This window comes from Listeria grayi (genome assembly GCF_900638015.1).
GTDB lineage: Bacteria > Bacillota > Bacilli > Lactobacillales > Listeriaceae > Listeria > Listeria grayi.
The window spans coordinates 602,754-627,384 of sequence record NZ_LR134483.1; the positions used below are offsets into that span (position 1 = coordinate 602,754).

Sequence of the window (24,631 nt, forward strand, 5' to 3'; positions counted from 1 at the left end):
GAGGAATAGAAATGGCTAATTTAGAAACACTATTGAACAAAACACTGATGCCCCTTGCTGAGAAGGTACAGCGCAATAAAATACTTGGGAGTTTGATGGAAGGTTTCATTCGAGCAAGTCCGATCACGATCGGGGTCGCACTTATCACCATCGTCGGCAATTTCCCGATCAATGCCTGGATCGCTTGGCTCAAACAAGTGGGACTGACAGAACACATCAACGCGATCACAAATGGTGCTACGGGTGTCTTATCTTTATATGTGATCTACAGTTTAGCAATGTCTTACGCCAAACGTTTGGAAGTGAATCAGCGCAATGCCGCTATTATCTCATTAGCATTTTTTATAATGATCATGCCGCAAACAGTGGCTTCCGTTGTGACACAAGCCGGAAAACAAGTTCCGACAAATATCGGTGCATTGCGTTTAGACTATTTAGGTGGTCAAGGGATATTCATCGGGATGCTCGTGGCGCTGATAGTAACGCGATTGTATGCTTACCTGAACACGAAAAATCTAGTTATCAAATTGCCAAGCAGCGTGCCTCCAATGGTAACACAATCGTTAGCGCCGGTATTTGTTGTAACGATCATTTTTATTGTTGCCTTTGCGATCCGCGTTTTATTCAGTTTTACTAAATCAGGAAATATATTTGACTTCTTTGTCAATACGATCAGTGCACCACTTAATTTATTAGTTGCAAGCCCGCTGTCGATCATCATCATTATGTCGCTACTAAGTCTACTTTGGTTCTTTGGAATCCACAATGCTGTGCTGCAAGGACCGCTTAGTGCTATTACACTTACGATGATCTCAACTAACATTGCTGCCTATCAAAATGGACAACCGCTTCCCTATTTAGTGCCTTCCATCGTTGCCGGTGGAATCATGGCCTCTAATTTCCTCGGGATCGTGACGATTTTTATGTTCAAAGCTAAATCAGCAAAAATGAAGCAGCTCGCAAAACTGTCCTTTGTCCCATCTCTATTTGGAATCACGGAACCGATCATGTTCGGGATGCCGATCATCTTGAATCCGATTTTCTTTATCCCTCAGATTTTACCGCCGATCATCAGTGGCTTCCTTTCATGGGGACTTGTCCGTACGATTTTACCCGTTAATTTGAATCCGACCACATCGCTTATGCCATGGACAACGCCAGTTTTTGTTAAAACACCATTAGCCGGTGGAATTAATTACACGATTATTATGCTGATATGTTTTGCAGTAACGGCACTTATCTGGTATCCTTTTATCAAAATCGCTGATAAAAAGGAATATCAATTAGAAATGGAAAGTAAAGCAGAGACAGAAATGGAAACGGCAGCAGAAATCGAAGCAGAAAATGCACAAGCATAACAGTTAACTGGGAAGCCTGAGAAATGCCAAAGATCAAGGGCAAATGAATCAGCATTACCACCGAAAGAAAAGAGGAATTAAAATGGCATTGTTAGAAGTGAGTTTTTTCTCTAATCAGCTTGGCATGAACATGACGATGAACGTGATCTTGCCACAGCAAGAGCAAAATCAAATCGGTATCGAAAGTAGTCCAACACTAAAAGATATTCCCGTCGTGTATCTCTTGCATGGGATGAGCGACGATCAGTCCATTTGGTTGCGGAGGACTTCGATCGAGCGCTATGCAGCGGAATACGGCTTTGCGGTGATTATGCCGACGACTCATTTGGGCTGGTATACCAATACAAAGTATGGTTTGCGCTATTGGGACTTTATCGCTAAAGAACTACCGGCGATCTGTCATGGTTTTTTCCCGCAGTTATCGACTAAAAAGACACGAACTTTCGCAGCAGGATTATCAATGGGCGGTTACGGTGCATTTAAACTCGGTTTGCGAGAGCCTGAAAGCTTTCAAGCAGTAGCCTCTTTATCCGGCGCTCTTGGTATCGCAAATGAAGCGAACTTTTATGATGGAAACGAAGCATTCTGGAAGGGAGTATTTGGCGAATTCCATGAATTGCAGCACTCCGAGAACGATCTTTTTTACCTAGTAAAAACAGCTGCAGATAATAGAGTTCCTCTCCCGAAATTCTACCTTTGGTGTGGTGGAGAAGATTTTCTATATCAGCAAAACAAAGCTTTTGAGACCTTAGGAAATGAGCTGGGAGTTGACCTTACTTCCTCCTATTCGGAAGGTGATCACAATTGGCATTACTGGGATAAGGAGATCCAGCCGATTCTAAAATGGTTCCATTCCCTGATGAATTAAATGAATCAAAGCCTGTTCCATAAACGATATGGAACAGGCTTTTTGTTAAGCAATCAGGAACGAAACAATAATTTTCGTTTGAGGAAACGCAGTCGGGTTTTTAATTGCCGAACAGCTTTTTCTAGCCATTTCTTTTCTATTTGATAGAGCAGCCTTACTAAGCGGGAAGAGCGCGCCAGCGAAAGTCGCATATTGGTTGTCTGCACAGCGATAGGACGTCCAGCCAATTTAGGTAGACAATCCCGTAGCCGGATACAGGGGGCATATTCTTCTTCTTTTGCATGCAACCGGACAGAATCTTTTAGTGGCGCAAAATTTTCAATAATATAACTGTTTTTATAGGCAGATGTACGGAAATAATCGATCGCAAAGTCAAATAAACTACGCTCGAGTGCGTCTTCATCCAGAAACGGGAGCTGGTAAAAGTCTGCGATGAATTCTGGCAGAAGCGCTTGGATGCTGTTGTGGAGTCCAGCCGTATTTTCCTTGTAATCGATCACTGGCCGAGCGATCTTTTTATCCCATTGATAGGCAGTGATACTATGATAAGGCACAGTGGCAAAGATAGCCTCGACAAAAACAAGCGAAGTTAGATTGGGATTGAAATTATGCCGGATCGATAGCCCGTGGCTTGGATAAATACTCCGTGAATAGTAGAAAACAGTTTGGATCGGTTTCCCGAAAGCATCTGCCAACAAGCGATTGAAACAATCCTGTGTATAGCCGCGGCCCCAATATTCAATGAAAACAAATTTTTCATCAGGATTGATTTCTTGCTGAAAATATTGATTGATACAAATTCGTTTCTCTTTGGCATAAGCCAGCAGAAAATCTCGGTAATGACTCGAATTTTTTGCTGCATAGATAATTTCTTGTTTTTCCGTTAATGTGATATTTGTACAAGCCTTTAAATGATTCAGCTCAGGGAAGAGACGGTCAAATGTTTTTTCATCTACGCAAAGTGCTTCAAGTACACTATCAAAATCTGTCAAAGCTTCAAAATTTCCAAATGGAGAAAAGAACTCTTCGTCGATCTCCTCCACAAAAGAGGGGATACGCCATGCTTTACGAGACCCATACAGATATTTTGTACGAAGTGGATATTTTTTAAGCGCGATCAGCGTATCGGCGATCAATTTTAAATAATGTCCATCTCTGGATAGGAAATAAACTGTTTCGGTACCTTGTTGCAAGGCATGCTTTAAGGCCCAATGGACATAAGGAACGAAGTACATGCTGACAAAGGCATAGGTATAATAATCACTGGAATGGCGGTCCTTCGTACGATAATTTGCAAATAATCCAGCTGTTAAATAGCCATCATAATGTGGAATACGGTTGACGAGCGCTCGCTCATATTGTTCGAACTTTTGTCGTGGACAGAAAACAGTTTCGATTCCGAGTGATTGTGCCATTTTGATATCTGCATGCTGATTATCGCCGTGATGAATCCACTTTTCAAAGCGGTAATCCAAGCTTTCGAAGACACGTAGATATAATTTTTTTGTCGACTTTTGCTCTCCAGTTGTTGATGAGAGGAAAAGCGGTAATTCAGCTAATTCCGGATGTGCTTTCCGCAATAGCTGTTTCATAAATGTTTCCGGCAAGTACATATCACTGATAAGTACCACTGTTTCGCCACATTGCTTTAGTTCCAGACATGCAGCAATCTGTTCTGGAATCCCCTCAATAGTCTGAAGCTCTCCTTCTAATTCCAATTCCATCAAATAATCTGTTTGCTCTGTCGTCAAATCATACAGAGTTTGGAGTCTAGCGAAGATTTCCTCCAGTTGGATCTCGAGCAGATCAGAGCCGCGTAATGAAGTCGATTTGCGGTAGTAATCGCGTAGTTGTGCCTCGGTCTGTCTGCGGATACGCTGGTAATTATCACAAAAATAGCCAGGAAATTCCAGCGGACTGTTCTGCAGTTTATCCTGAACATAATAAAAAACACCAAGCGGTTCCAATGTTTTCCTCCGTAGCAATGTATCAAAAATATCGAAGCTATAGAGCGTTGGGAAAGTTGTATTCTTAGGTTGAAAGCGCTGGGTTGCGGTAATGATTTTTTCGCAGTTATCAGGCCGATCATATTCCCAAAATAATGTTTCGAGGCGATCGATATCTGCCTGCACATCTGCTCTTACTACCGGTGCTTCTAAGGCAAGTAACATTGTCTCAAAGTCATAACAGAGCGTGCCAAAGGTCATATCTAAATAATCAAAGGCAAAATCTCGCATGGTGTCAGATTCCTTGTAATCAAATATGTAACGAATAAAGCTTTTAACTCCAGAAGCCAATAAATCATAGAAAATTGACGAATAATCCACAATAGCAATGTCCACTTGGTTGAATATCTCATAAATATCCTGCTGATTATCCCAAAAAAGTAGGTTAGGATGATTGCTATAATTGGCTTGTAGCTGCTGATAGATTGGGTCTTGCGCCATTAGCGGATGAATCTTAAAAATAAAAAGCGCATTTTGTTTTTGCAATAGGGCAAGCAAAGAGGCCATATCCGGGATGGCTTTCCCAAAAAAATTCGTTAACGAACGATCGCGATAGGTGGGTGCATACAAAATTATTTTGGCATCATCCGGCAGCCCTTTGCTTGCTTTAATCGCATGTGAATAGGTAGTGAGATTACTTTCTCTTGAATTAGCGGGATAGCCAGCACGAATCAAATTTTCGTCAGGAATGGCTATCTGTTCTTGAAAATGTTTTTCCATAAGCGGCGAAGTCACTAAAAAGAGTTGGTGATTTTGATACACAGAATAATAACGGATATGCTTTTGATAGATCCGCTGCCTTAACTCACCAAATTTCACACCACGTTCGATCGTTTTGCAACCGACACCATGCCATAGATTCAATATTTTGATAGTAGACGGGAAAGAAGTGGGGAGATGCTCTTTCACTTGATCGACAACAAAAACATCCGCTTGTCTTTTCCATTTCTCCCCCTGTAAAGAACGAAAAGTAGCCGCAGGATGGCCTAATCTCCGAATTTTTTTCACTAAATCTTGTTGATCGCAAATCCAATAAGCCTCAATATCTGGACGATGGACCCGAATATAGAGGAATAGCCATTTTGGATTTCCAGAAAATGTAGAACCACTGTTGAACAGCCATATTTCTTTTGTTGCTTTCTTTGCTAAGTTTTTCTCCAAAGTAATCAGCTCTCCTTGCAGTTAGTAGTGCTTCTTTTATACAGCTAGTATTGTGAAAATATAAAATTCGTGCTTTATTATAGCATATAAAAGCGCTGTGATGGTGCCAGATAAGAGAAAAGATGATAACTAGGTAGAAATTCACAAAGCGGCTATGAAAAGTGTTTTTATGAGTATATATAGAGCCGAAAAAACTAAATTTAAAGTAAAAATCGAAAAGTTGTTTTATCGAATCGAGTCAAAACAAAAAAAGTGCCAACACTTTATGAACGTGTTGGCGCTTTTTTCTCTTCATCGTGCAGTGAAACTTGTTTTAGCATGATATTTCTTGCCTTTATATTTAGAAACAACATCGATTTTGACTTTGAATCCTTTAGTCGAACGGCTGATGCGGACTTTTTTAGGAGTACCGACTTTGCCTTTATAAATAGTATCTTTGGTTTTATAGTGGAAGGTTGCTTTATAACTTGCTTTTTTTGGTAATCCTTTGGTGTATAAAATAATGGTACTATATTGTTTCGGTTTTTTATTGCTCACCGAAGCAGTCAGTTTATAATGCGTAGCAGCATCGGCTGGAACGGCATTGATACCAAAAAGCAGAAAACTAGCTAAAATTATAGAAAATCCCTTTTTTAACAATCTAAACAGCTCCTTTTTGCTTTTAGTATACACAATTTGTTTGAAATAAGATAGAAAAAATAAAAAAAGAATGTGTTTAAAGAGATCAAGGATATTTAAGAACTCTGGAAAAGAGTTGCAATTGACTCCTTATATGATATATAATGACGGTAGAAAAGTTAATGTTATCAAAACACAAAAACACCCCAATGTTGTGCGCATTAGGGTGTTTTTACTTGTGTTAGATCGGTCGCCTACACTACTCACTGCTTCGATGATCTAACCAATGCTTGAAAAATGTGATTGCACAACCAGCAATGATCGGAGCAATGATGCTAGAAAAAGTCAATGCCATCAAATACACCTCCTTCTGCGATTTTAAATCGTCAGAAAGGTAGACGACGCACTGATTATAACATGTGGTCCAGCTGGGCAGTATGTTTTTGGCGAACTTTGTATTTTGAAGGCGATTTTGGATAAATGGAGGAGTTTGATATATAAAAAAGCTGCTAATTTTGAGATTAGCAGCTTTTTCTTCTTACATAAATTGAATTAATTGCATCAAAACTGGGACAACAATGATAAATAATACAGTACTTGATACTACTAAATTGGTAGCGTATTTGACATCGCCGTTGGATTCATTTGCTAAGATCGGAAGCACCGCTAACATTGGTGTAGCGGATTGAACGATCAGTGTTTGGTTCAATAGTTTTGGTAATTCAGCTCCGAAGCCGTGTGCGCCGATCAAGATCATGATGATGAGCAATACTGGCGACAAGACAAATCGACCAATCAAGGCGAGCACGGTATCGCGTTCAAAACGGATACTCGATAAACCTGCATCATACAGCACTGTCCCGATATAGATCAGTGAGAGTGGGGTAACAATGCTGCCGACATATCCGAGTGTGGAGTCGATAAAGCCGGGGACTGGAATGCTAAAGAGCAAGAAAATCAACCCGACGATAAAACCGACGAGTGGTGCCGGCAAGAGTTTCTTCCAATTAAATTTGCGTTTTTCACTGTTTTTATCTCGGGTGGGATCATCGTTTTGGATCAAGAAAACGCCGAATGCCCACGTTGAAACAGTGTTGATAATGTAGTAGACCAAGAAGAAGGGTAGGCTTTTTTCACCAAATAACGCGATATTAAGTGGGAGCCCGATAAAGATAGTATTTGCATTAACAACGGCATTCATGAAAATGCCTCGTCTTCCAGGTCTGATCTTCAAGATTTTCACTAGCAAATAGGCGATCAGATAACCAAGGACAACAGAAACAGCTGGATAGATCAGACTTCCTGATAACTCCATTAAACTGTCGCGTGTCAGATATTTCAACACAGACACGAAGATAGATGCTGGCAGTGCGACTTTAGTGATCAAAGCGGAAATACTTTTACCAAAATTATCGTCGAACCATTTGAACTTTTTCAGAAAATAACCGAGTGCCATCATTAAGATGATCGTGATGACACTTTGGATGGATTGGAAAAAAACCACAACAAAGACTTCCTTTCTTTTTTATCCCGTTTTATTTATAAGTGGGTTCCCACATAATACTTTCTACTGCTTGAGTCGCATCAGCGATTTCTTTTGTTGCTACACCATCAGCGATCGCAGCTTCAACCACAGCAATGGCTACAAGTTTTGAGGCTTCGCGTACATATTTGACGTGCGGTAGAATAGCAGCACCTCGCTTGTCTAGATCTTGAAGAGAGACGATTCCATTTGCTGCGCTGGAAAGCATTTTTTCGGTTACTTGGCTTGCTTTGGCAGCAACGATCCCGAGTCCAAGTCCGGGATATAAAAGGGCATTGTTTGCTTGGCCAATCTTGTAAGTGACGCCTTTATATTCTACGGGTTCAGAAGGGCTTCCTGTCACGACAAGCGCTTGGCCGTCGGACCATTTGATGATGTCACTTGCTTTTGCTTCACAAAGTTTCGTTGGATTGGAAATCGGCAAAATAGCAGGACGTTCGTTGTAGCTTGCCATCTTTTTGACAATGCTCTCAGTGAAGGAACCCGGTTGTCCAGAAGTACCGATCAACACAGAAGGCTTAACTGCTTCGATTGTTTCTTCTAATGTCGGCAATGCTTTTTCAAATTCTGAGGAGGCCCTGGCATAGCGTTTTTGTCCTTCCGTCAAATCATCCATATCTTCTGTGATCAAGCCATAGCGGTCGACGAGATAAAAGCGTTTGTAAGCATCTTCTTCGCTTAAACCGGCTAGTTCCATTTCTTTTCGGATCTGGTCGGCAACACCGATTCCAGCAGTACCAGCACCGAAGATAACATACCGGTGATCTTGGATCGCTTTTGCTGAGACTTCGGCAGCAGCATGCATAGCAGCTGCCATCATGACACCAGTACCTTGGATATCATCATTGAAAGTAGTCAAATCATTTTTATATTTTTCCAAGATAACACTAGCATTGCTGCGTCCGAAATCTTCCCAGTGGAATAAAACATCTGGGAATAAGTTTTCTGCTTCTTTGATAAAGGCATCGATATAATCCAAGTATTCTTGGCCAGTTTTACGGGCGTGGCGATTACCAAGGTAATTCGGATCATCTAGTAATTCTTGACGGTTTGTTCCGTTGTCGATGACGATTGGCAAAACGTGACGCGGATTAAGTCCAGAAGCAACGGTGTAGACTGCAAGTTTTCCGACTGAGATCATAACGCCATTGATGCCCCAGTCGCCGATTCCAAGCACTCCCTCACCATCTGTGATCACGAGTAGATCGATTTGTTCTAAATCACTAGTGGCATTTTGAAGAGATGCCTTAATTGTTTCCGGATGATTGACATCCAAGAAAACAGCATCGTTTGGCACTTTGTAATCGTGCGAATATTTCATGACACTGTCAGCGATCGTTGGTGTGTAGATTACTGGGAGAAGTTCCACTAAGTGTGCACTGACAATTGCGTAAAATAGTGTCCGATTGGTGTTGTAAATGTTCATTAAATATTGATTCTTTTTATAATTATCTTCTATTTTGGAAAGGCTTCCATATTCCAAGTCGATTTGTTCCTCTAATGTCCGAACTTTCGTAGGTAAAAGTCCTTCTAATTGATATTGCGCGCGTTCTTCCTCTGTAAAAGCAGTTCCCTTATTGTAGAAAGGGTGATTCAATAAAGATTTTCCTTTCAAACTTTCCATGATAAAATGCCCCATTTCATTTTAATTGATACTTCTATTGTAGAAGCGAAATGGGACAAAGTAAAATATGCTTTTTTTATGGACTTATAAATAATATTTATAGGTTGAGAGAAATAGTTACTGTAATCGAACCACTTTTTCAATACTATTCGTTTCGGGAATGAAGATATTGATGCGGTATTCATTCAAAAGGCTAGTCGTCTGCAAGGAAGTGAGCTTGAAATTCAGTTTGCCGACTTTGGAATGCCGGAACAACAAAATGATTTCCGGATCATTGGCGACTTGCATTGCATTCCAAAAGGCAGTAAATCTAGGACTGGTCGTGGTCATCTCATTAATAAACGTGCTGTACCAAGTGTCGCCGGAGAAACGGCCATAATAGGCACGAAACAGCGCCATGAACTCATTGACGAATTCTTCCCAGTTGATGGCAAGCCGGCGGATCTCTTCGCGTGTAAACAAGATCTTAATGAGGTTACGATCTTTACCAGCTAATTGATTAAAGTCTAAAAAAACTTTCGTAGCTAGCTCATTCCAATCGACGATCTGCAAATGCCGATCGGTCACCAAAATAGGGAAATTAGGCATGGCGGAAATGATTTGATGAATCGCTTCATTGGGCTTCTTGCGTGAAATAGGCACATCTTCTTCCGCCAGTTGATAGCGATAAGCTAAAGAAAGTAAGTAGTTTTTTTCATCTTGATTTAAATGGAGGACACGAGCGATCGCATTAATCGCATCAAGGGAAAGAGTGATATCTTTTCCTTGTTCAAAACGTGTGTACCAGCTGATACTGAGCCCGGCTAATAGAGCAACTTCCTCTCTACGCAGTCCTTGGACACGCCTTCTTCCGCCAGTGGAAATCCCTAATTGTTCCGGCGAGATCGCGTTTCTTTTTTCCTTTAAAAAGGAGGATAATGCTTGGAGCCGTTCCGTGTTATTCAAGTCAGTCACCTTCCTTATCACTAATTATCCTAGGATAACTACTAAATTGTACTACGTTAATAACTATTCTATACTATTATCGAGAGGAGTGCGAAAAAATGGTAGAAAATCGAGTAGTCATCACCGGAATAGGAGTTATTTCTCCGTTAGGTTTTAATAAAGAAACAGCTTGGAAGGCGCTGAAAGAGGGCGTTTCAGGAATCAGTACGATCGAAAACACAGATACTAGCGATCTAAAAGTCAAAATTGCTGGTGAAATAAGAAATTTAGAGGCAGATGTAGATCTGGATAAAACAGAGCTGCGGAAATTAGATCGCTTTTCTTTATTTGCACTTGCAGCTGCCAAAGAGGCATATGCGGACAGTGATTTTGCAAATGCAGCGATCGATCCGTATCGTTTTGGAGTTTATGTCGGTTCGGGGATCGGGGGGATCCAATCTCTGATCGATAATGTAGAATTACTGAAAGAACGAGGAAGTCGCAGAGTCAGCCCCTTATTAGTACCAATGCTGATGCCGAATGCAGCTACTGCAAATATCAGTTTGGCTTTCCAAGCAAAAGGACCGACAATGTCGATCACATCAGCTTGTGCGACTAGCAATAATTCGATTGGAGAAGCCTACCGGGCGATCAAATATGGTTTTATCGACGCAGCATTTGCCGGTGGCACAGAAGCAGCGATCAATGAAGTAGCAATCGCTGGTTTCAGCAATGCGAAGGCATTATCGCAAAATAATGAACAACCCACTCAAGCTAGCCGGCCTTTCCACAAGGACCGCGATGGTTTTGTCATTGCAGAAGGAAGTACTGTTTTGATTTTAGAAAGTCTAGCAAGCGCTGAAAAGCGGGGAGCAGCGATTTATGCAGAAGTGACAGGTTATGGTGTCGCTTCGGATGCTTATCATATCGTTGCGACTGATCCAGAGGGAAAAGGAGCAGCGAAAGCAATGGAATTTGCGCTGGAAGATGCGGGGATCACAGCTGAAGATATTGACGTCATCAGTGCCCACGCAACTAGTACGCCTGTCGGAGATGCTTCCGAAGAAAAAGCGATCCGTCAAGTTTTCACAGATTCAGACCCATTGGTAACAGCTAATAAATCTATGACTGGCCATATGTTAGGTGCAGCCGGAGCGTTTGAAGCTTTTGCCTTAGCAAAAATGCTGCAAGAAGATGTGGTAACCCCAACGATCAACTTAGATGAGGCGCATATAGAATCGAATCTGCACATTCCCTTTATTGCGGAAAAACGCAGTCTGACATATGGTCTGTCTAATTCCTTTGGATTTGGTGGCCATAATGCAGTGCTTATTTTGAAGAAATATAAAGCTGACAAGGAGTAGAAACAATGACAAATATTCGAATCGACATAGTAACAGCTGCAGATCAAGAAGCGCTTCACCTAGAAAATGAAGCTTTTGATGTTTTTGGTTGTCTGATCGTTTCTCGAATCAATGAAAAATGGGAATATGACAAAGAGTTGTTTTCTGAAACAACGACAATGACTTTTCCCGATGAAGCCTATGCTTATGAGCAAGTCTCCCAAAATGGGTTTGCCGTAGCTGCTTATGTGGACGAGGAATGCGTGGGACTCGCCGTTATCCAGAAGGATTGGTTCCAATATATGTATTTGATGGATTTAAAGGTAAAGCAGAAATACCGGAAATCCGGGATCGCCAAGTTGTTGATCGCACGCGCAAAGGAAGAAGCAGTGCAACTTGGAAAACGTGGGATCTATACGATCGGACAAGATAATAATTTGGCAGCTTGCCTATTTTATCTGCATAGCGGTTTTCGGATCGGTGGCCTAAATACAGATGTATACAAGCATACCCGGCAAGAGGGCAAGGCAGATATTTATTTTTATTTAGAGGACTAACAAAAGGATGGGAATTGCTCCCATCCCAGCTTGTCAAAAAACAATCATCTTCGTCGTTAAAATCTGCGTTCCGATGCTCACGTACAAAAGTACGCTCCGCTTCGGTACTCGACTTTGCCTAGAATCTAATCATTTTTTGGCAAGCTGAAAACAGTAAAAAATGATTGAATGGTGTTTTTATTCAGTCTGGGATGGGAATTGCTCCCATCCTTTTTTATATGAAAATAGAACTGGCTTCGACTAGCTTTTTCTTTAATTGCTTTTCATAGCCAGTAAACGGGTAAAGGTCGTTTACCCATAAATAAATATAAAAATAAAGCGGATCTTTCAAACGCAGTGTGACCATATTTCGCTGCGTGCCGACTGAAGAACGGATCATCAGCCCAACGCCGATGTCGGAAGAAATAAGTGATTTTGCTGTTTGCAGCTCATCTGTATAATAAAAATTATTGATTTCTTTTTCCATCCCGTTTGCGTGACATGTTTTCTCCAAAATATCGCTTTGCAGAAATCCTTTCCCCAAGGAAATGAAGCGGGAACCCTTTAATTCGGAAAACGCGATTGTCTTCTTTTTGGCAAGCGGATGTAACTCTGAAACGCAGACCACAAACTCGTCGCGCGCAATAAAATACGATTCCAGATTTGCTGGTTTTTCCTCCGTCGCAGAACCGATAAATGCCATATCTACTTCGCCGTCTTTCAAAAGTTGATGCATCTCGATCGAGCCCGTTTCCACTGTGGAAAAGGCATTGATTTCTTCTGTTGAGAGCTGTTTCATGATCTCGGGGAAAAAATAAGCGCCGATGATTGGAGGAACGCCTAGTTTTAATTTTCGAGAGGGAGTGTTGCTGACTTCTTCCCGCATTCGTTCGACATCATGGATAATGATTTTGGCGTAATCCAGCATTTTTTCACCGGCTGGCGTTAAATAAAGGGGTTTTTGACCACGACCACGAATTAGCAGCTGTTGTCCCATTTCTTCTTCTAAACGATGGATACTCATCGAGATCGAAGGCTGAGAAACAAACAGCTTTTCAGAAGCTTTTGTAAAATTATGCGTTTCGCAAAGGGTAATAAAATACTGCAAGTCGCTTAAAATCATGTGTATCCTCCTCTCTTGGAAAAGTAAAGCAGGGTGGCAGATGCTTTTATTCGTCCTCGTTAAAGGCCTATAATGTAAGCACATTTGCCACCCTGCAAAATCGGAGTTATTAATTAGTCGTCTAATGCCACATTATGATAGACTTTTTGGACATCTTCCAAGTCTTCTAATGTGTCGATCAACCGCTCGAATTTCTCCAGGTCTTCTCCTTCGAGTGGTACTTCGTTTTGAGGGATCATTTCGATCTCAGCGATTGTAAATTCTTCAATACCAGCGGATTTCAATGCTTCTTGAACAGCATGGAAATCATCCGGTTCAGCATAAATGATGACTTGGTATTCTTCTGTAAAGATATCGCGGGCATCAATATCCGCTTCCATCAATAGTTCCAAGACTTCCTCTTCTTCTTTTCCGGTGATCCCGAAGATGGCTGTATTATCAAACATGTACGCAACAGAACCGCTCACGCCCATATTTCCGCCATTTTTATTATAAGCAGCACGAACATCAGAAGCAGTGCGGTTGACGTTATTGGTCAGCGCATCCACGATGATCATGGAACCATTTGGTCCAAAACCTTCGTAACGAAGTTCTGAATAAGTTTCGTCGCCTGTGCCTTTTGCTTTTTCAATGGCGCGGTCAATGACGTGTTTCGGCACATTATAAGTCTTGGCACGTTCAATAACAAAGCGCAATTTTTGGTTAGCATGTGGATCTGGTTCTCCTGATTTTGCAGCTACATAAATTTCGATACCGAATTTTGCATAGATGCGACTTGTATTTTTGTCTTTAGAAGCCTTTTTTTCCTTAATATTTGCCCATTTACGGCCCATATTCTCCACTCACTTTCTAATTCGGTGTTAAACACTCTTTCCTATTATAAAGAAAACATCGCCTTTTGTTAAGTAATAATTTGAAAAGCGTACGAAATTCAGTATACTTAATAGTAGAGAACAGGAGGAATCAAGATGCAACCCTTACCAAAATGCCCAGAATGCCAGTCCGAATATACCTATGAAGACGGAGCAATGCTGGTTTGTCCGGAATGCGGACATGAATGGTCGCCAGAGGAAACAGCGGCCCAAGATGCAGGATTGATCGTCAAAGATGCAAATGGCGCTTTATTGAACGACGGCGACAGCGTTACGATCATTAAAGATTTAAAAGTAAAAGGGAGTTCCACTCCACTTAAAATCGGGACAAAAGTAAAAAACATCCGACTTGTAGAGGGCGATCATAATATAGATTGCAAAATTACAGGCTTCGGAGCGATGAAGTTAAAATCCGAATTTGTAAAAAAAGCTTGATCAAAAGAGAGCTGCACCTTAGGGGGCGGCTTTTTTCTGTGAATTCCCAGAAAAGTCACGCAAGACCGAATATAGCGCTTACATGTTTACAAAATACTTTTGACAGGGTATGATGAAAGTAATTTAACAGAGAAAAGAGGGGTAATTTTCATGGAATTAGCAAAACTGATCGATCACACAGCGTTAAAACCTGAAACAACAAAAGCACAAATCACGCAATTGTGCAAAGAAGCAAAGGAATATGGATTTGCGTCTGTATGTGTCAACCCAACTTGGGTAAAACTGGCAGCCGAACTTTTAGCAGGATCGGATGTAAAAGTTTGTACCGTAATCGGTTTTCCATTAGGAGCCAATACTTCTGCTGTGAAGGCGTTTGAAGCAAAAGACGCGATCGCAAACGGAGCAGGCGAAGTGGATATGGTTATCAATATCGCGGCTTTGAAAGATAAAGATGATGCTTTGGTAGAAAGTGATATTCGTGCAGTCGTAGAAGCGGCTAACGGAACTTTGGTAAAAGTTATCATCGAAACAAGTTTATTATCCGATGAAGAAAAGGTTCGCGCTTGCGAGATCGCTGTAAAAGCTGGAACGGATTTTGTTAAAACATCAACAGGTTTTTCAACTGGTGGAGCGACGAAAGAAGATGTTGCATTGATGCGTAAGACTGTAGGACCAACAATTGGTGTGAAGGCATCAGGCGGTGTAAGAACCAAACAAGATGTAGAAGATATGGTAGCAGCAGGAGCGACGAGAATTGGCGCTAGTGCAGGGGTAGCAATTGTTTCAGGGGATCAGACAAGTAAGTCAGATTATTAAAAAATAGCAATTTATGGTTAGCGAGATGAAAGAAAACGCTGTATCGTAAAACGGTTTACTTGTTCAGGTAACTGTAAACGGTGTCAGCATAGCTGTAAATGTTTTTGGAGGTTTTGTTTTGAAGTATCTAGTAGGAATCGTTGGATTGATTGTATTTTTAGTCATTGCGTGGCTGGCAAGTAATAACAAGAAGCAAGTAAAATATCGGCCTGTGATCGTAATGCTTGTACTACAGTTTGTGTTAGGTTTTTTACTACTGAATACCGGCGTGGGGAATTTCTTGATCAAAGGAATCGCAAATGGCTTTAACCATTTGTTATCTTATGCTAATAGCGGTGTCGAGTTTGTGTTCGGCAATCTTGTCAAGCATGATCAGGCTACTTTCTTCTTAGGTGTTTTGATGCCGATCATCTTTATTTCAGCCTTGATCGGAATCTTGCAGCATTGGAAGATCCTACCGTTCATCGTCAAATGGATCGGGGTCCTTTTGAGTAAAGTCAACGGAATGGGAAAACTAGAATCTTATAACGCAGTCGCGTCCGCTATTCTGGGACAATCGGAAGTCTTTATTTCCGTAAAAAAACAATTAGGGCGTCTGCCGGCGAATCGCTTGTATACATTATGTGCTTCCGCGATGTCGACAGTTTCGATGTCGATCGTTGGTTCATACATGACACTGCTTCAGCCACGTTATGTGGTTACGGCGCTCGTGCTCAATTTGTTTGGCGGATTTATCATCGCATCGATCATCAATCCATATAAAGTTGATCCAGACGAAGATATTTTAGAAGTTCAAGAAGAAGAGAAACAATCGTTTTTTGAAGTATTAGGCGAATATATCATGGATGGTTTCAAAGTAGCCATTACAGTAGCGGCGATGCTTATCGGGTTTGTAGCGATCATTGCATTGATCAATGCACTTTTCAGCGGTATCATCGGTATTTCTTTCCAAGATCTATTAGGTTATATTTTTGCGCCATTTGCCTTCTTGATGGGTGTCCCCTGGGATGAAGCTGTCAAAGCAGGAAGTATCATGGCAACGAAATTGGTTTCGAATGAATTTGTGGCAATGACGACACTTAGCCAAGGGCATTTTTCATTCAGTGGCAGAACCACAGCGATCATATCGGTTTTCTTGGTTTCCTTTGCCAACTTTTCTTCGATCGGAATCATTTCCGGCGCTGTAAAAGGTCTGCATGAGAAGCAAGGAAATGTCGTAGCAAAATTTGGATTAAAATTATTATTCGGCGCGACGCTGGTAAGTTTTGTCAGCGCAACGATCGTCGGATTGATTTATTAAATAGAAGAGGAGCGGATTTAAATGGTAGAAGCATTCAAACGTATTCATGTGATTGTAATGGACTCAGTAGGTATCGGGGAAGCACCTGATGCAGCGGAGTTTGATGATTTTGATGTCGATACATTAGGCCACATTGCTGGTAGCCGCGGTGGTCTGAAAATGCCAAATATGGCAAAACTAGGATTATCGAATATTCGTGAGATCGAAGGCGTACCGAAAGCAGATGCGCCGCTCGCATATTATACGAAAATGCAGGAAGTTTCTGCAGGAAAAGATACCATGACAGGACATTGGGAAATCATGGGGCTGTTCATTGATAAACCTTTCCGCGTTTTCCCAGATGGCTTCCCAGATGAATTGATCCAAAAAATCGAGGATTTCTCTGGTCGTAAAGTTATTGGTAATAAGCCAGCCAGCGGGACAGAGATTATGGAAGAACTAGGCGAGGAGCAACTTAAAACCGGTGCATTGATCGTCTACACTTCGGCGGATTCCGTACTGCAGATCGCAGCGAATGAAGAGATCATTCCGCTAGAAGAATTATATCGCATTTGTGAATACTGCCGTGAGATCACACGTGATGAACCTTATATGCTTGGTCGCATCATTGCTAGACCATTTGTCGGTAAAACCAAGGAAACCTTTGAAAGAACTTCCAATCGCCATGACTATGCCTTGAAGCCATTTGGCGCAACAGTGATGAATGCGTTAGAAGACGGCGGTTTGGATTCGATCGCGCTTGGAAAGATCTCCGACATTTTCGATAATGAAGGCGTAACGAAATCGATCCGTACCAAATCCAATATGGACGGCATGGACAAATTTATCGACTTATTAGAAGAAGATTTCCATGGCATGAGCTTCCTGAACTTAGTAGACTTCGATGCTCTTTATGGGCACCGCCGTGATCCAGAAGGCTACGGAAAAGCGCTTGAAGACTTCGACAGCCGTTTGCCGGAAGTATTTGCAAATCTCAAAGAAGATGACTTACTACTGATTACCGCTGATCACGGGAATGACCCGACGTATCGCGGAACAGATCACACTCGTGAATATGTACCGCTGATTGCTTTCTCGAAACGCTTTAATGGTGGTTCTGACCTAGGACTGCGTAAAACGTATTCTGATCTAGGTGCAACAGTTGCAGATAATTTTAAAGTGAAAATGCCGGAATACGGCACTAGCTTTTTAGATCAATTGAAATAAGAAGGGATGGATGAAAAACAATGAGAATGGTAGACATAATCTCTAAAAAACGTGATGGCAAAGCTCTTTCTACAGAAGAAATCAATTTCTTCGTGGATGGTTATACAAAGGGAGACATCCCGGATTATCAAGTAAGTGCGCTTGCAATGGCGATCTATTTTCAAGATATGAATGAACAAGAACGCGCTGACTTGACGATGGCGATCGTAAATTCCGGTGATGTGATCGACCTTTCTGCTATCGAAGGCGTAAAAGTCGACAAACACTCGACGGGCGGGGTTGGCGATACCACGACGTTAGTCTTGGCACCACTTGTCGCAGCACTTGATGTCCCTGTAGCAAAAATGTCCGGGCGTGGGCTTGGTCACACAGGTGGGACGATCGACAAATTAGAAGCAATCAAAGGTTTCCACATTGAATTATCCAAGCAAGACTTCGTCGAACTTGTGAACCGCGATAAGGTAGCGGTCGTTGGACAATCCGGCAACCTGACTCCTGCTGATAAAAAACTTTATGCGCTTCGTGATGTGACTGGGACCGTCAACTCTATGGCATTGATCGCAACATCGATCATGAGTAAAAAAATCGCTGCTGGTGCGGACGCGATCGTTTTAGATGTCAAAACTGGCGCCGGCGCTTTCATGAAAACAGAAGAAGATGCCGAAGCACTTGCGCATGCGATGGTGAAGATCGGCAATAATGTCGGCCGTAAAACCATGGCTGTAATTTCCGATATGTCACAACCGCTCGGTTTTGCGATCGGAAACGCGCTTGAAGTGAAGGAAGCGATCGACACATTAAAAGGACAAGGGCCAAAAGACTTGACAGAGCTTGTTCTCACACTTGGCAGTCAAATGGTCGTACTGGCGAAAAAAGCAGCGACCTTAGAAGAAGCGCGTCAAAAGCTCCAAGAAGTGATTGATTCCGGCAAGGCATTAGCGAAATTCAAATCGTTCCTTACAAATCAAGGCGGCGATGCTAGCATTGTCGATGATCCTGAAAAATTACCACAAGCAGCTTATAAAATCGAACTTCCAGCGCTAGATTCTGGCTATGTAAGCAATATCGTTGCCGATGAATTAGGCGTAGCAGCGATGATCTTAGGTGCAGGAAGAGCAACGAAAGAAGACGAAATCGATTTAGCAGTAGGATTGATGCTCAACAAGAAAGTCGGCGATAAAGTCGAAAAAGGCGAATCATTGGTAACGATCTACAGCAACAAAGAAAATGTGGACGATGTCAAAGAACGCCTTTACGCGAATATTGAAATTGCTGATTATGCCGAAGAGCCAACGTTGATTCATACGTTAATTACGGAGTAAGGAGAGGATTTGCATGAATATCGATCAAGTGATTGATAAAGCAAAACAAGCACGGGAATTTGCCTATACACCATATTCTCATTTTCCAGTCGGGGCGGCACTCGTGACCAAGGACGGAGAGGTCATCCAAGGCTGCAATATCGAAAATGCTTCATTTGGCCTAACAAATTGCGCAGAACGAACAGCGATTTTCAGAGCCGTTTCTACGGGAGAAAAGGACTTCCAGCATCTAGTCGTAGTTGCTGACACAGAAGGCCCAGTAGCCCCATGTGGCGCGTGTCGCCAAGTCATCAGCGAATTTTGTGAACCGGATATGCCGGTCACCCTGACGAACTTGAAAGGAAACACCGTTCAAACTACCGTTGCAGAACTTCTTCCAGGAGCGTTTACTCCGAAAGATCTGAATTAAACAAAAGACTTGGAGGTGACAAATAGGCCTCTAAGTCTTTTTTGTGTTATTCTAAAAGCATATCGAACACTGGGGAAGCGAAACGCTGAGATAGGTATTGTGTCGGGTCTCTTTGAACTTGATTTAGGTCGCAGGTTTACAGTTAGCATTGCCGGTTTCTGGGGTTTGTTCCATTGTCTAAAGGAGGAAAAAAGATGTTGTTTTCAGAGCATTTAAAAGAAGAAGCACAGCCGATCTTGGCAGCGATCCACGATCATCCGTTTGTTGTCGGAATCGGGGAGGGAAAGCTACCAAGAGAAGCGTTGCAGTTTTATATCGAACAAGATACGAATTATTTGAAAGCCTTTGCGAAAGTTTACGCAGCGGCAATCATGAAATGCGACAATAAAGCGGATATGGCGTTCTTTTCAGAACAGATCGATCTCACTTTACATAGTGAAGTAACGCCGCATCAGCTTTTTTCAGAAGTAGCTGCGATTGATTATGAAGCCCATACACAAGCAGATTTAGCGCCGACAGCTTATTTATATAACGAACATATGTATAACGCTGCAAGAGAAGGCAGCTTGCTGGATATTGTAGCTTCCTTGGCGCCATGTCCATGGACTTATGAAGAAATCGCAGTCGCACATACGGTGAGCGGTAAAAACGAAGCAACTAATCCTTTTGCCAAGTGGATCGATTTTTATCATCCGAATGTGGGAGAAGAAAGTGCCACTGCGAAATTATTCTATCTACTTGACCGAGAAGCTGCACAAGCAAATGAAGCAGCGCGCGAAAAAGCCAAACAACGCTTTTTACGAAGCTGCGAATTAGAATGGCATTTTTGGGAAATGGCCTACCATCAGATCGACTGGCGGTTTTCTGCAAAACAAGCAATCAAATAAAAGGAGTTGACAGGGAAATGGCGAAAATAGTAATTATTGGAGATATTTTAGAAACGAATCAACAAATGCTGACAGATCACGAACTGCTTTTTTTGGAACGCGGTACAAAACCGGAAATTCTTCGTGACACGTTAAAGGGCGTAGAGGCAATGATCATCCCATTGTCAGAAAAAATCGATGCAGCAATTATTGAAGTGGCAGATTCATTGAAGATCATTGCTAATATCGGAGCAGGATTTGATAATATCGATATTGAAGCAGCAAAACAAGCAGGAATCGTTGTGACCAATACACCAGCTGTTTCTACAGCAGCCACTGCCGATTTGACATTTGGTTTACTATTAGATGTTGCTAGACGTATCTCAGAAGGCGATCGCCTGCTTCGAACTTCCCCAGAGTCCTTCACTGGTTGGGCAACCACTTATTTCCTCGGCACTTCCTTATCTGGAAAAACACTGGGCATTATCGGGCTTGGTAAAATCGGTCAAGCTGTGGCAGAGCGTGCAAAAGCCTTCGGAATGAAAATCATTTATTCCGGACATCACCCAAAACCAGCTGCCGAAAAATTTGCCGCCGAATTTGTCAGCCAAGAAACACTGATCGCCAGCAGCGATTTTATTACCATTCATGCAGCTTACAGCGAGAAATTAAAGCACTTGTTCGATGAAAAAGCTTTTGCAGCTATGAAGAATACTGCATTCCTTATTAATGCTGCAAGAGGACCGATCATCGAAGAAGCAGCCTTGCTGAAAGCATTGAAAAATAAAGAAATCGCAGGTGCCGCACTGGATGTTTTTGAATTTGAACCGAAGCTTTCCAAGCAGTTCAAGGAATTTGAAAATGTCGTGCTGACACCGCATATCGGAAATGCGGATACAGAAACACGTTATCAAATGACCGCGATGGCGATCGAGAATGTGAAGGCTGTGCTTCATGGGAAAGAAGCGGAGAATGCGGTTTATTGATTAGAAAGAGAAGTGAAGCTATGGCTTTACTTCTCTTTTTTTGACGGAAACATCAGCATACCAATTGCTTGAAATAAGCTTTTTGAGATTTCAAAGTGTCCGTAACGTAGCCTTGGCCGCACTTCTATCCACTCTGCTAATTGATTTAGTTCAGAAAGTGGAACCTCACGTTCTGGGTGGTAAAAAGAAACATCCTTGCGATAAGGGTGGAAATCCTCACCCATTGATACTTGATAGGGTTTCTCACTTACGATTTTCCCTAGCGCAATGATTCTTTGATAAGATTCCTTTCCTTCAAGGGATACTTTGGGAGCATAATAAAAGATAAAATCTCCAGGTTTCATTCTGACAAGTGGTGCGTGTTTTCCATGACAGAGCTGAGAAAAGCCGCCATCGACACCAAGCTCTACATGGTTCTTGCTCGCAACTCCGACCCAATATTTAGTCATCATCAGTTCCTCCTTCTAGAAATATATGAAGCAACTGATTGAATTCCATTTGTTTTTCCGCTAGTTTCCCGAAAAATTGGCTATCGATTCTTTCCACTACAGGTAAAGCTGCTGCTAATTTTTCGGAACCTTTTTCCGTTAAAGAAACGGCTTTGGCTCGTGTGTCTTTTTCAGATGGGAAGCGTATGATCCATTGTTTGTTTTCCATGTTTTTTAAGATGGTTGAGACTGTCATTACATCCATATCAGCATTTTGAGAAATATTTATCTGGGTGATCTCTGCATTAAATTGTTCCAAATAGCCAAGTGTTGCTAGAATAACGAATTGTGGATGTGTAAGCTCGATTTTTTGAAGTTCAGATTTTATTTTCCTGTGCCATAAGTTATAGACCCGGATAAAAGAGAAACCAATGGATGCGTCTGCATTTTCTCGGAAATGTGAAGGGAATTCATTCATCTGGAGGCCTCTACTAGTTGAGAGACAGAAGCAGGGACATCAGCAAATACTTGCTGTAAAAAATCGAGGCCTTTCTGAAGATCCAATCCTTCAATCGGGATAAGTTCGACAGAGTGACGAACAGAGGTGTGTCCATCTCTAAGAATTAATTCATGATAGAAATACAAATCGCCAAGCTTTGGAATCACTGTTTTATCGCAAAAACTTTTATCCGCCCGTACTTCAGTCAATTCAAACCTTAGAGGAGGCTGACCTAGTAGAGTCATTTGGCCATATGTACCTGTTGCAAAGTCACCTTCCAGCGAAATACTTTCTAAATCAGATTCCCATTTATACCAATTTGTTATTTCCGCATACATTGGCCAGATTTTTTGGGGGGATAAGTCAGTGCTTAATTCAAATGTTAGTTTCATTAAATATCCTTCTTTCTTATTGTAAGTATACTTATAATATAAATGCTTATTATTGATAAGTCAATTAAAAACAGAAAAAAACTGAATACTGATCATAGAAAGAATTTCTAAAATGTAAATAAGAGAGACAGTTTTTCATTTAGAAGGAATATACAAAAGCAGCCCCCATTATTGGAGGCTGCTCTGTTTAGTTATATATCTAGGAAGAACGAGTTGTTTTATTTCAACCGAATATACTTATAACTATAAGGTGATCCAAAAGCATGTTTCTGAACACCGCTCAAGTTCGGATTTTGCAAGACAGCTGTTTTTCTTTGATAAAGTGGTAAGATCGCAGCATCATCGTCCAGTAGGATTTTTTCGGATTTAACGAAAGCATCCCAGCGAGCTTCCGGTTTGGTTGCCAGTGTTGTTTCTGTAGAGTTGACTAGTTTATCATAAGCTTTGCTGCTGTAGCCCATCGAGTTGTTGTAGTAATCCGATAAGAACAAGCTGCTATAAGTCCATGGGTCTTTGAAGTCAGGCATCCAAGCGTTTAGAGACATGTCATAGTTGCCGTCACGTGTAAACTGAGTAGCTGTTTTTGCCGGGATATTGCGGACATTGATTTTAAGGCCTGGCAAATTATTTTCCAATTGATCTTTGATATAAGCGAAGATCGTTTTTGTTGTATCTTGGTCATCGCCAAGCAAATCTAACGTGATTTCTTTTTTACCTAATTGTTTTTGAGCTTTGGCGAAATATGTCTTCGCTTCTGCTTTATTGTAAACAAGGTGATCGCCGCTGTCTTTACGGAAATCGGCTCCTGTTTTAGGGTTTTGAACAAAGTTTTTCGGTAAAAGCCCGTTGGCTGCAAAAGAGCCATCGCCTAATACTTGTTTTGTAAGGGTGTCTTTATCGACTGCTAAGCTGATCGCATGGCGTAGATCATTGTTTGCCAGTGGTGTTTTTTTGCCACTGCGTTTTTGATTGAAACGTAGGTAGCTGATCAAGGCATCGTTTTCCGTTTGGAAGTCTTTGCGATTTTTATATTGCTTGGCATAATCGCCGGAAAGTGGGGCACGATCTGCTTTTTTCGTTTCAAATAGGTTGACGCCAGCGTTGATGTCTTTTGCAACGCTCACGTGGATCTCGCCTACTTGTACGTTTTTCTTATCCCAATAGTGCTCGTTTTTTGCATATGTCCATTCCTTGCTAGTATTACCTTTCCATTCTTTCATTACGAAAGGTCCGTTATATAGTGTATGTTTCGCATCCGTACCATATTTATCGCCTTGTTTTTCCACGAAAGCTTGTTTTTCGGGGAAGAACGTTTCAAATGACAGTAGTGAAATAAAGTATGGAACGGGTTTTTTCAGTGTGATGACAAGCGTATGATCATCTGGAGCTTTGACCGCAAGCTTGTCAGCCGGCATTTTCCCATCATTGATCGCTGTTGCGTTCTTGATAGAATCTTTGAATAGAGAAGCATAGCCAGGAGCAGTCTTCGGATCAACGGCTCTGCGCCAAGCATAAATAAAATCATTCGCAGTAACAGCCGAACCATCGGACCATTTTGCATTTTTCTTCAGTTTGATTGTGTAAACCGTTTTGGCTTTGTTTGTCTTCGGCATGCCGTCAGCGACAGCAGGAACAAAATTATCTTTCTTATCTAAGCCGTAGAGCCCTTCGAAGACTTGATTTTGAGCGGTGAAACTTGTGAAATCCTCTTCATCCGTCGTGTTTAAAGTAAGTAATTCACTCGTTTCAAGGAAATTAACTTTTTTGGAAGCAGTGGAATTATTGCTGGAAGAAGTATCACTGCTTTTTTGACCACAGGCAGCGAGTAATAGGGCAAATGAGAGTGTGAGCAAAGATAAAAGCGCGACTTTCTTGAATAAGTTCATAGTATTTTTTCTCCTTAACTAATTAAATGTAAGTTAAGTATAATAATTCATAGTAAATTAGTCAACTTTAAAATCTGCTAATGAGTAATTACCATTTAATAATTGTTATC

24 protein-coding genes are annotated in these 24,631 nt (G+C 41.6%); 12 read left to right on the forward strand and 12 right to left on the reverse strand.

Annotated elements, in window-relative coordinates; genetic code table 11:
- Positions 1–11 precede the first annotated feature (11 nt).
- Both EL241_RS02875 and EL241_RS02880 read left to right on the forward strand, forming a co-directional pair.
- Positions 12–1,358 (forward strand): PTS sugar transporter subunit IIC, encoded by a 1,347-nt coding sequence (locus EL241_RS02875; RefSeq protein WP_036103335.1) that lies wholly within the window; start codon positions 12–14, stop codon positions 1,356–1,358.
- A gap of 82 nt (positions 1,359–1,440) precedes the next feature.
- Positions 1,441–2,226 (forward strand): alpha/beta hydrolase, encoded by a 786-nt coding sequence (locus tag EL241_RS02880; RefSeq protein WP_036103332.1) that lies wholly within the window; start codon positions 1,441–1,443, stop codon positions 2,224–2,226.
- Between the two features lie 53 nt (positions 2,227–2,279).
- Here the strand turns inward: EL241_RS02880 and EL241_RS02885 are convergent, their stop codons facing one another.
- The 6 genes from EL241_RS02885 to EL241_RS02910 all read right to left on the reverse strand — a co-directional run bounded on the left by EL241_RS02885 (position 2,280) and on the right by EL241_RS02910 (position 10,123).
- Positions 2,280–5,393, reverse strand: a complete 3,114-nt coding sequence (locus tag EL241_RS02885) for a CDP-glycerol glycerophosphotransferase family protein (RefSeq protein WP_052009042.1) — start codon at positions 5,391–5,393, stop codon at positions 2,280–2,282.
- A 291-nt stretch (positions 5,394–5,684) separates the two neighbouring features.
- Positions 5,685–6,032 (reverse strand): hypothetical protein, encoded by a 348-nt coding sequence (locus EL241_RS02890; protein WP_036103329.1) that lies wholly within the window; start codon positions 6,030–6,032, stop codon positions 5,685–5,687.
- Between the two features lie 238 nt (positions 6,033–6,270).
- Positions 6,271–6,366, reverse strand: coding sequence for a type I toxin-antitoxin system Fst family toxin (locus EL241_RS02895; RefSeq protein ID WP_126320336.1), 96 nt, complete (start codon positions 6,364–6,366; stop codon positions 6,271–6,273).
- A gap of 183 nt (positions 6,367–6,549) precedes the next feature.
- A complete protein-coding gene (locus tag EL241_RS02900; protein WP_003757833.1) occupies positions 6,550–7,515 on the reverse strand; it encodes an AEC family transporter in 966 nt (321 codons plus the stop codon).
- A gap of 31 nt (positions 7,516–7,546) precedes the next feature.
- A complete protein-coding gene (locus tag EL241_RS02905) occupies positions 7,547–9,178 on the reverse strand; it encodes an NAD-dependent malic enzyme (RefSeq protein WP_036103325.1) in 1,632 nt (543 codons plus the stop codon).
- Between the two features lie 117 nt (positions 9,179–9,295).
- Entirely contained in the window at positions 9,296–10,123 is an 828-nt protein-coding gene (locus EL241_RS02910; RefSeq protein ID WP_036103322.1) for a helix-turn-helix transcriptional regulator, read from the reverse strand.
- A 98-nt stretch (positions 10,124–10,221) separates the two neighbouring features.
- Here EL241_RS02910 and fabF point away from each other — a divergent pair, with 98 nt between their 5' ends.
- Together fabF and EL241_RS02920 are read left to right on the forward strand one after the other, a co-directional pair.
- Positions 10,222–11,466 carry a beta-ketoacyl-ACP synthase II gene (gene fabF, locus EL241_RS02915; protein ID WP_126320338.1) on the forward strand — a complete coding sequence of 415 codons (1,245 nt, stop codon included), beginning with the start codon at positions 10,222–10,224 and terminating at the stop codon, positions 11,464–11,466.
- A 5-nt stretch (positions 11,467–11,471) separates the two neighbouring features.
- Positions 11,472–12,002 (forward strand): GNAT family N-acetyltransferase, encoded by a 531-nt coding sequence (locus tag EL241_RS02920; protein ID WP_036103320.1) that lies wholly within the window; start codon positions 11,472–11,474, stop codon positions 12,000–12,002.
- A 214-nt stretch (positions 12,003–12,216) separates the two neighbouring features.
- On the opposite strand, the gene EL241_RS02925 is transcribed toward EL241_RS02920, so the two are convergent.
- Together EL241_RS02925 and EL241_RS02930 are read right to left on the reverse strand one after the other, a co-directional pair.
- The gene (locus tag EL241_RS02925) at positions 12,217–13,104 is read right to left on the reverse strand and encodes a LysR family transcriptional regulator (RefSeq protein WP_036103317.1); all 888 of its coding nucleotides are present in this window, start codon (positions 13,102–13,104) and stop codon (positions 12,217–12,219) included.
- 113 nt (positions 13,105–13,217) lie between these two features.
- The gene (locus EL241_RS02930; protein WP_036103314.1) at positions 13,218–13,937 is read right to left on the reverse strand and encodes a YebC/PmpR family DNA-binding transcriptional regulator; all 720 of its coding nucleotides are present in this window, start codon (positions 13,935–13,937) and stop codon (positions 13,218–13,220) included.
- Positions 13,938–14,072: 135 nt separating this feature from the next.
- Between EL241_RS02930 and EL241_RS02935 the strand changes: the two genes are divergently transcribed.
- The 8 genes from EL241_RS02935 to EL241_RS02970 all read left to right on the forward strand — a co-directional run bounded on the left by EL241_RS02935 (position 14,073) and on the right by EL241_RS02970 (position 21,316).
- Entirely contained in the window at positions 14,073–14,411 is a 339-nt protein-coding gene (locus tag EL241_RS02935) for a zinc ribbon domain-containing protein YjdM (protein WP_003757846.1), read from the forward strand.
- Between the two features lie 150 nt (positions 14,412–14,561).
- Complete coding sequence (deoC, locus tag EL241_RS02940; protein WP_003757848.1) at positions 14,562–15,227, forward strand: deoxyribose-phosphate aldolase; 666 nt, start codon at positions 14,562–14,564, stop codon at positions 15,225–15,227.
- Between the two features lie 118 nt (positions 15,228–15,345).
- Positions 15,346–16,527 carry a NupC/NupG family nucleoside CNT transporter gene (locus EL241_RS02945; RefSeq protein ID WP_003757851.1) on the forward strand — a complete coding sequence of 394 codons (1,182 nt, stop codon included), beginning with the start codon at positions 15,346–15,348 and terminating at the stop codon, positions 16,525–16,527.
- Positions 16,528–16,548: 21 nt separating this feature from the next.
- Positions 16,549–17,733 (forward strand): phosphopentomutase, encoded by a 1,185-nt coding sequence (gene deoB, locus EL241_RS02950; RefSeq protein WP_003757853.1) that lies wholly within the window; start codon positions 16,549–16,551, stop codon positions 17,731–17,733.
- 20 nt (positions 17,734–17,753) lie between these two features.
- A complete protein-coding gene (locus tag EL241_RS02955; RefSeq protein WP_003757855.1) occupies positions 17,754–19,055 on the forward strand; it encodes a pyrimidine-nucleoside phosphorylase in 1,302 nt (433 codons plus the stop codon).
- Positions 19,056–19,068: 13 nt separating this feature from the next.
- Positions 19,069–19,464, forward strand: coding sequence for a cytidine deaminase (locus tag EL241_RS02960; protein ID WP_036103309.1), 396 nt, complete (start codon positions 19,069–19,071; stop codon positions 19,462–19,464).
- Between the two features lie 194 nt (positions 19,465–19,658).
- Positions 19,659–20,351 (forward strand): thiaminase II, encoded by a 693-nt coding sequence (gene tenA, locus EL241_RS02965; protein WP_036103304.1) that lies wholly within the window; start codon positions 19,659–19,661, stop codon positions 20,349–20,351.
- 17 nt (positions 20,352–20,368) lie between these two features.
- Positions 20,369–21,316 carry an NAD(P)-dependent oxidoreductase gene (locus EL241_RS02970; protein ID WP_036103302.1) on the forward strand — a complete coding sequence of 316 codons (948 nt, stop codon included), beginning with the start codon at positions 20,369–20,371 and terminating at the stop codon, positions 21,314–21,316.
- Between the two features lie 26 nt (positions 21,317–21,342).
- On the opposite strand, the gene EL241_RS02975 is transcribed toward EL241_RS02970, so the two are convergent.
- The 4 genes from EL241_RS02975 to EL241_RS02990 form a co-directional block, all read right to left on the reverse strand.
- On the reverse strand, positions 21,343–21,768 hold the full coding sequence (locus tag EL241_RS02975; protein ID WP_003757863.1) for an EVE domain-containing protein: 426 nt from the start codon (positions 21,766–21,768) through the stop codon (positions 21,343–21,345).
- On the reverse strand, positions 21,758–22,222 hold the full coding sequence (locus EL241_RS02980; RefSeq protein WP_126320339.1) for a MarR family winged helix-turn-helix transcriptional regulator: 465 nt from the start codon (positions 22,220–22,222) through the stop codon (positions 21,758–21,760). Before EL241_RS02980 ends, EL241_RS02975 begins: the two co-directional genes overlap by 11 nt.
- Complete coding sequence (locus EL241_RS02985) at positions 22,219–22,635, reverse strand: SRPBCC family protein (protein WP_036103297.1); 417 nt, start codon at positions 22,633–22,635, stop codon at positions 22,219–22,221. The genes EL241_RS02980 and EL241_RS02985 overlap by 4 nt, the downstream gene beginning before the upstream one ends.
- Before the next feature lie 218 nt (positions 22,636–22,853).
- On the reverse strand, positions 22,854–24,521 hold the full coding sequence (locus EL241_RS02990) for a peptide ABC transporter substrate-binding protein (protein WP_036108454.1): 1,668 nt from the start codon (positions 24,519–24,521) through the stop codon (positions 22,854–22,856).
- Positions 24,522–24,631: the final 110 nt, after the last annotated feature.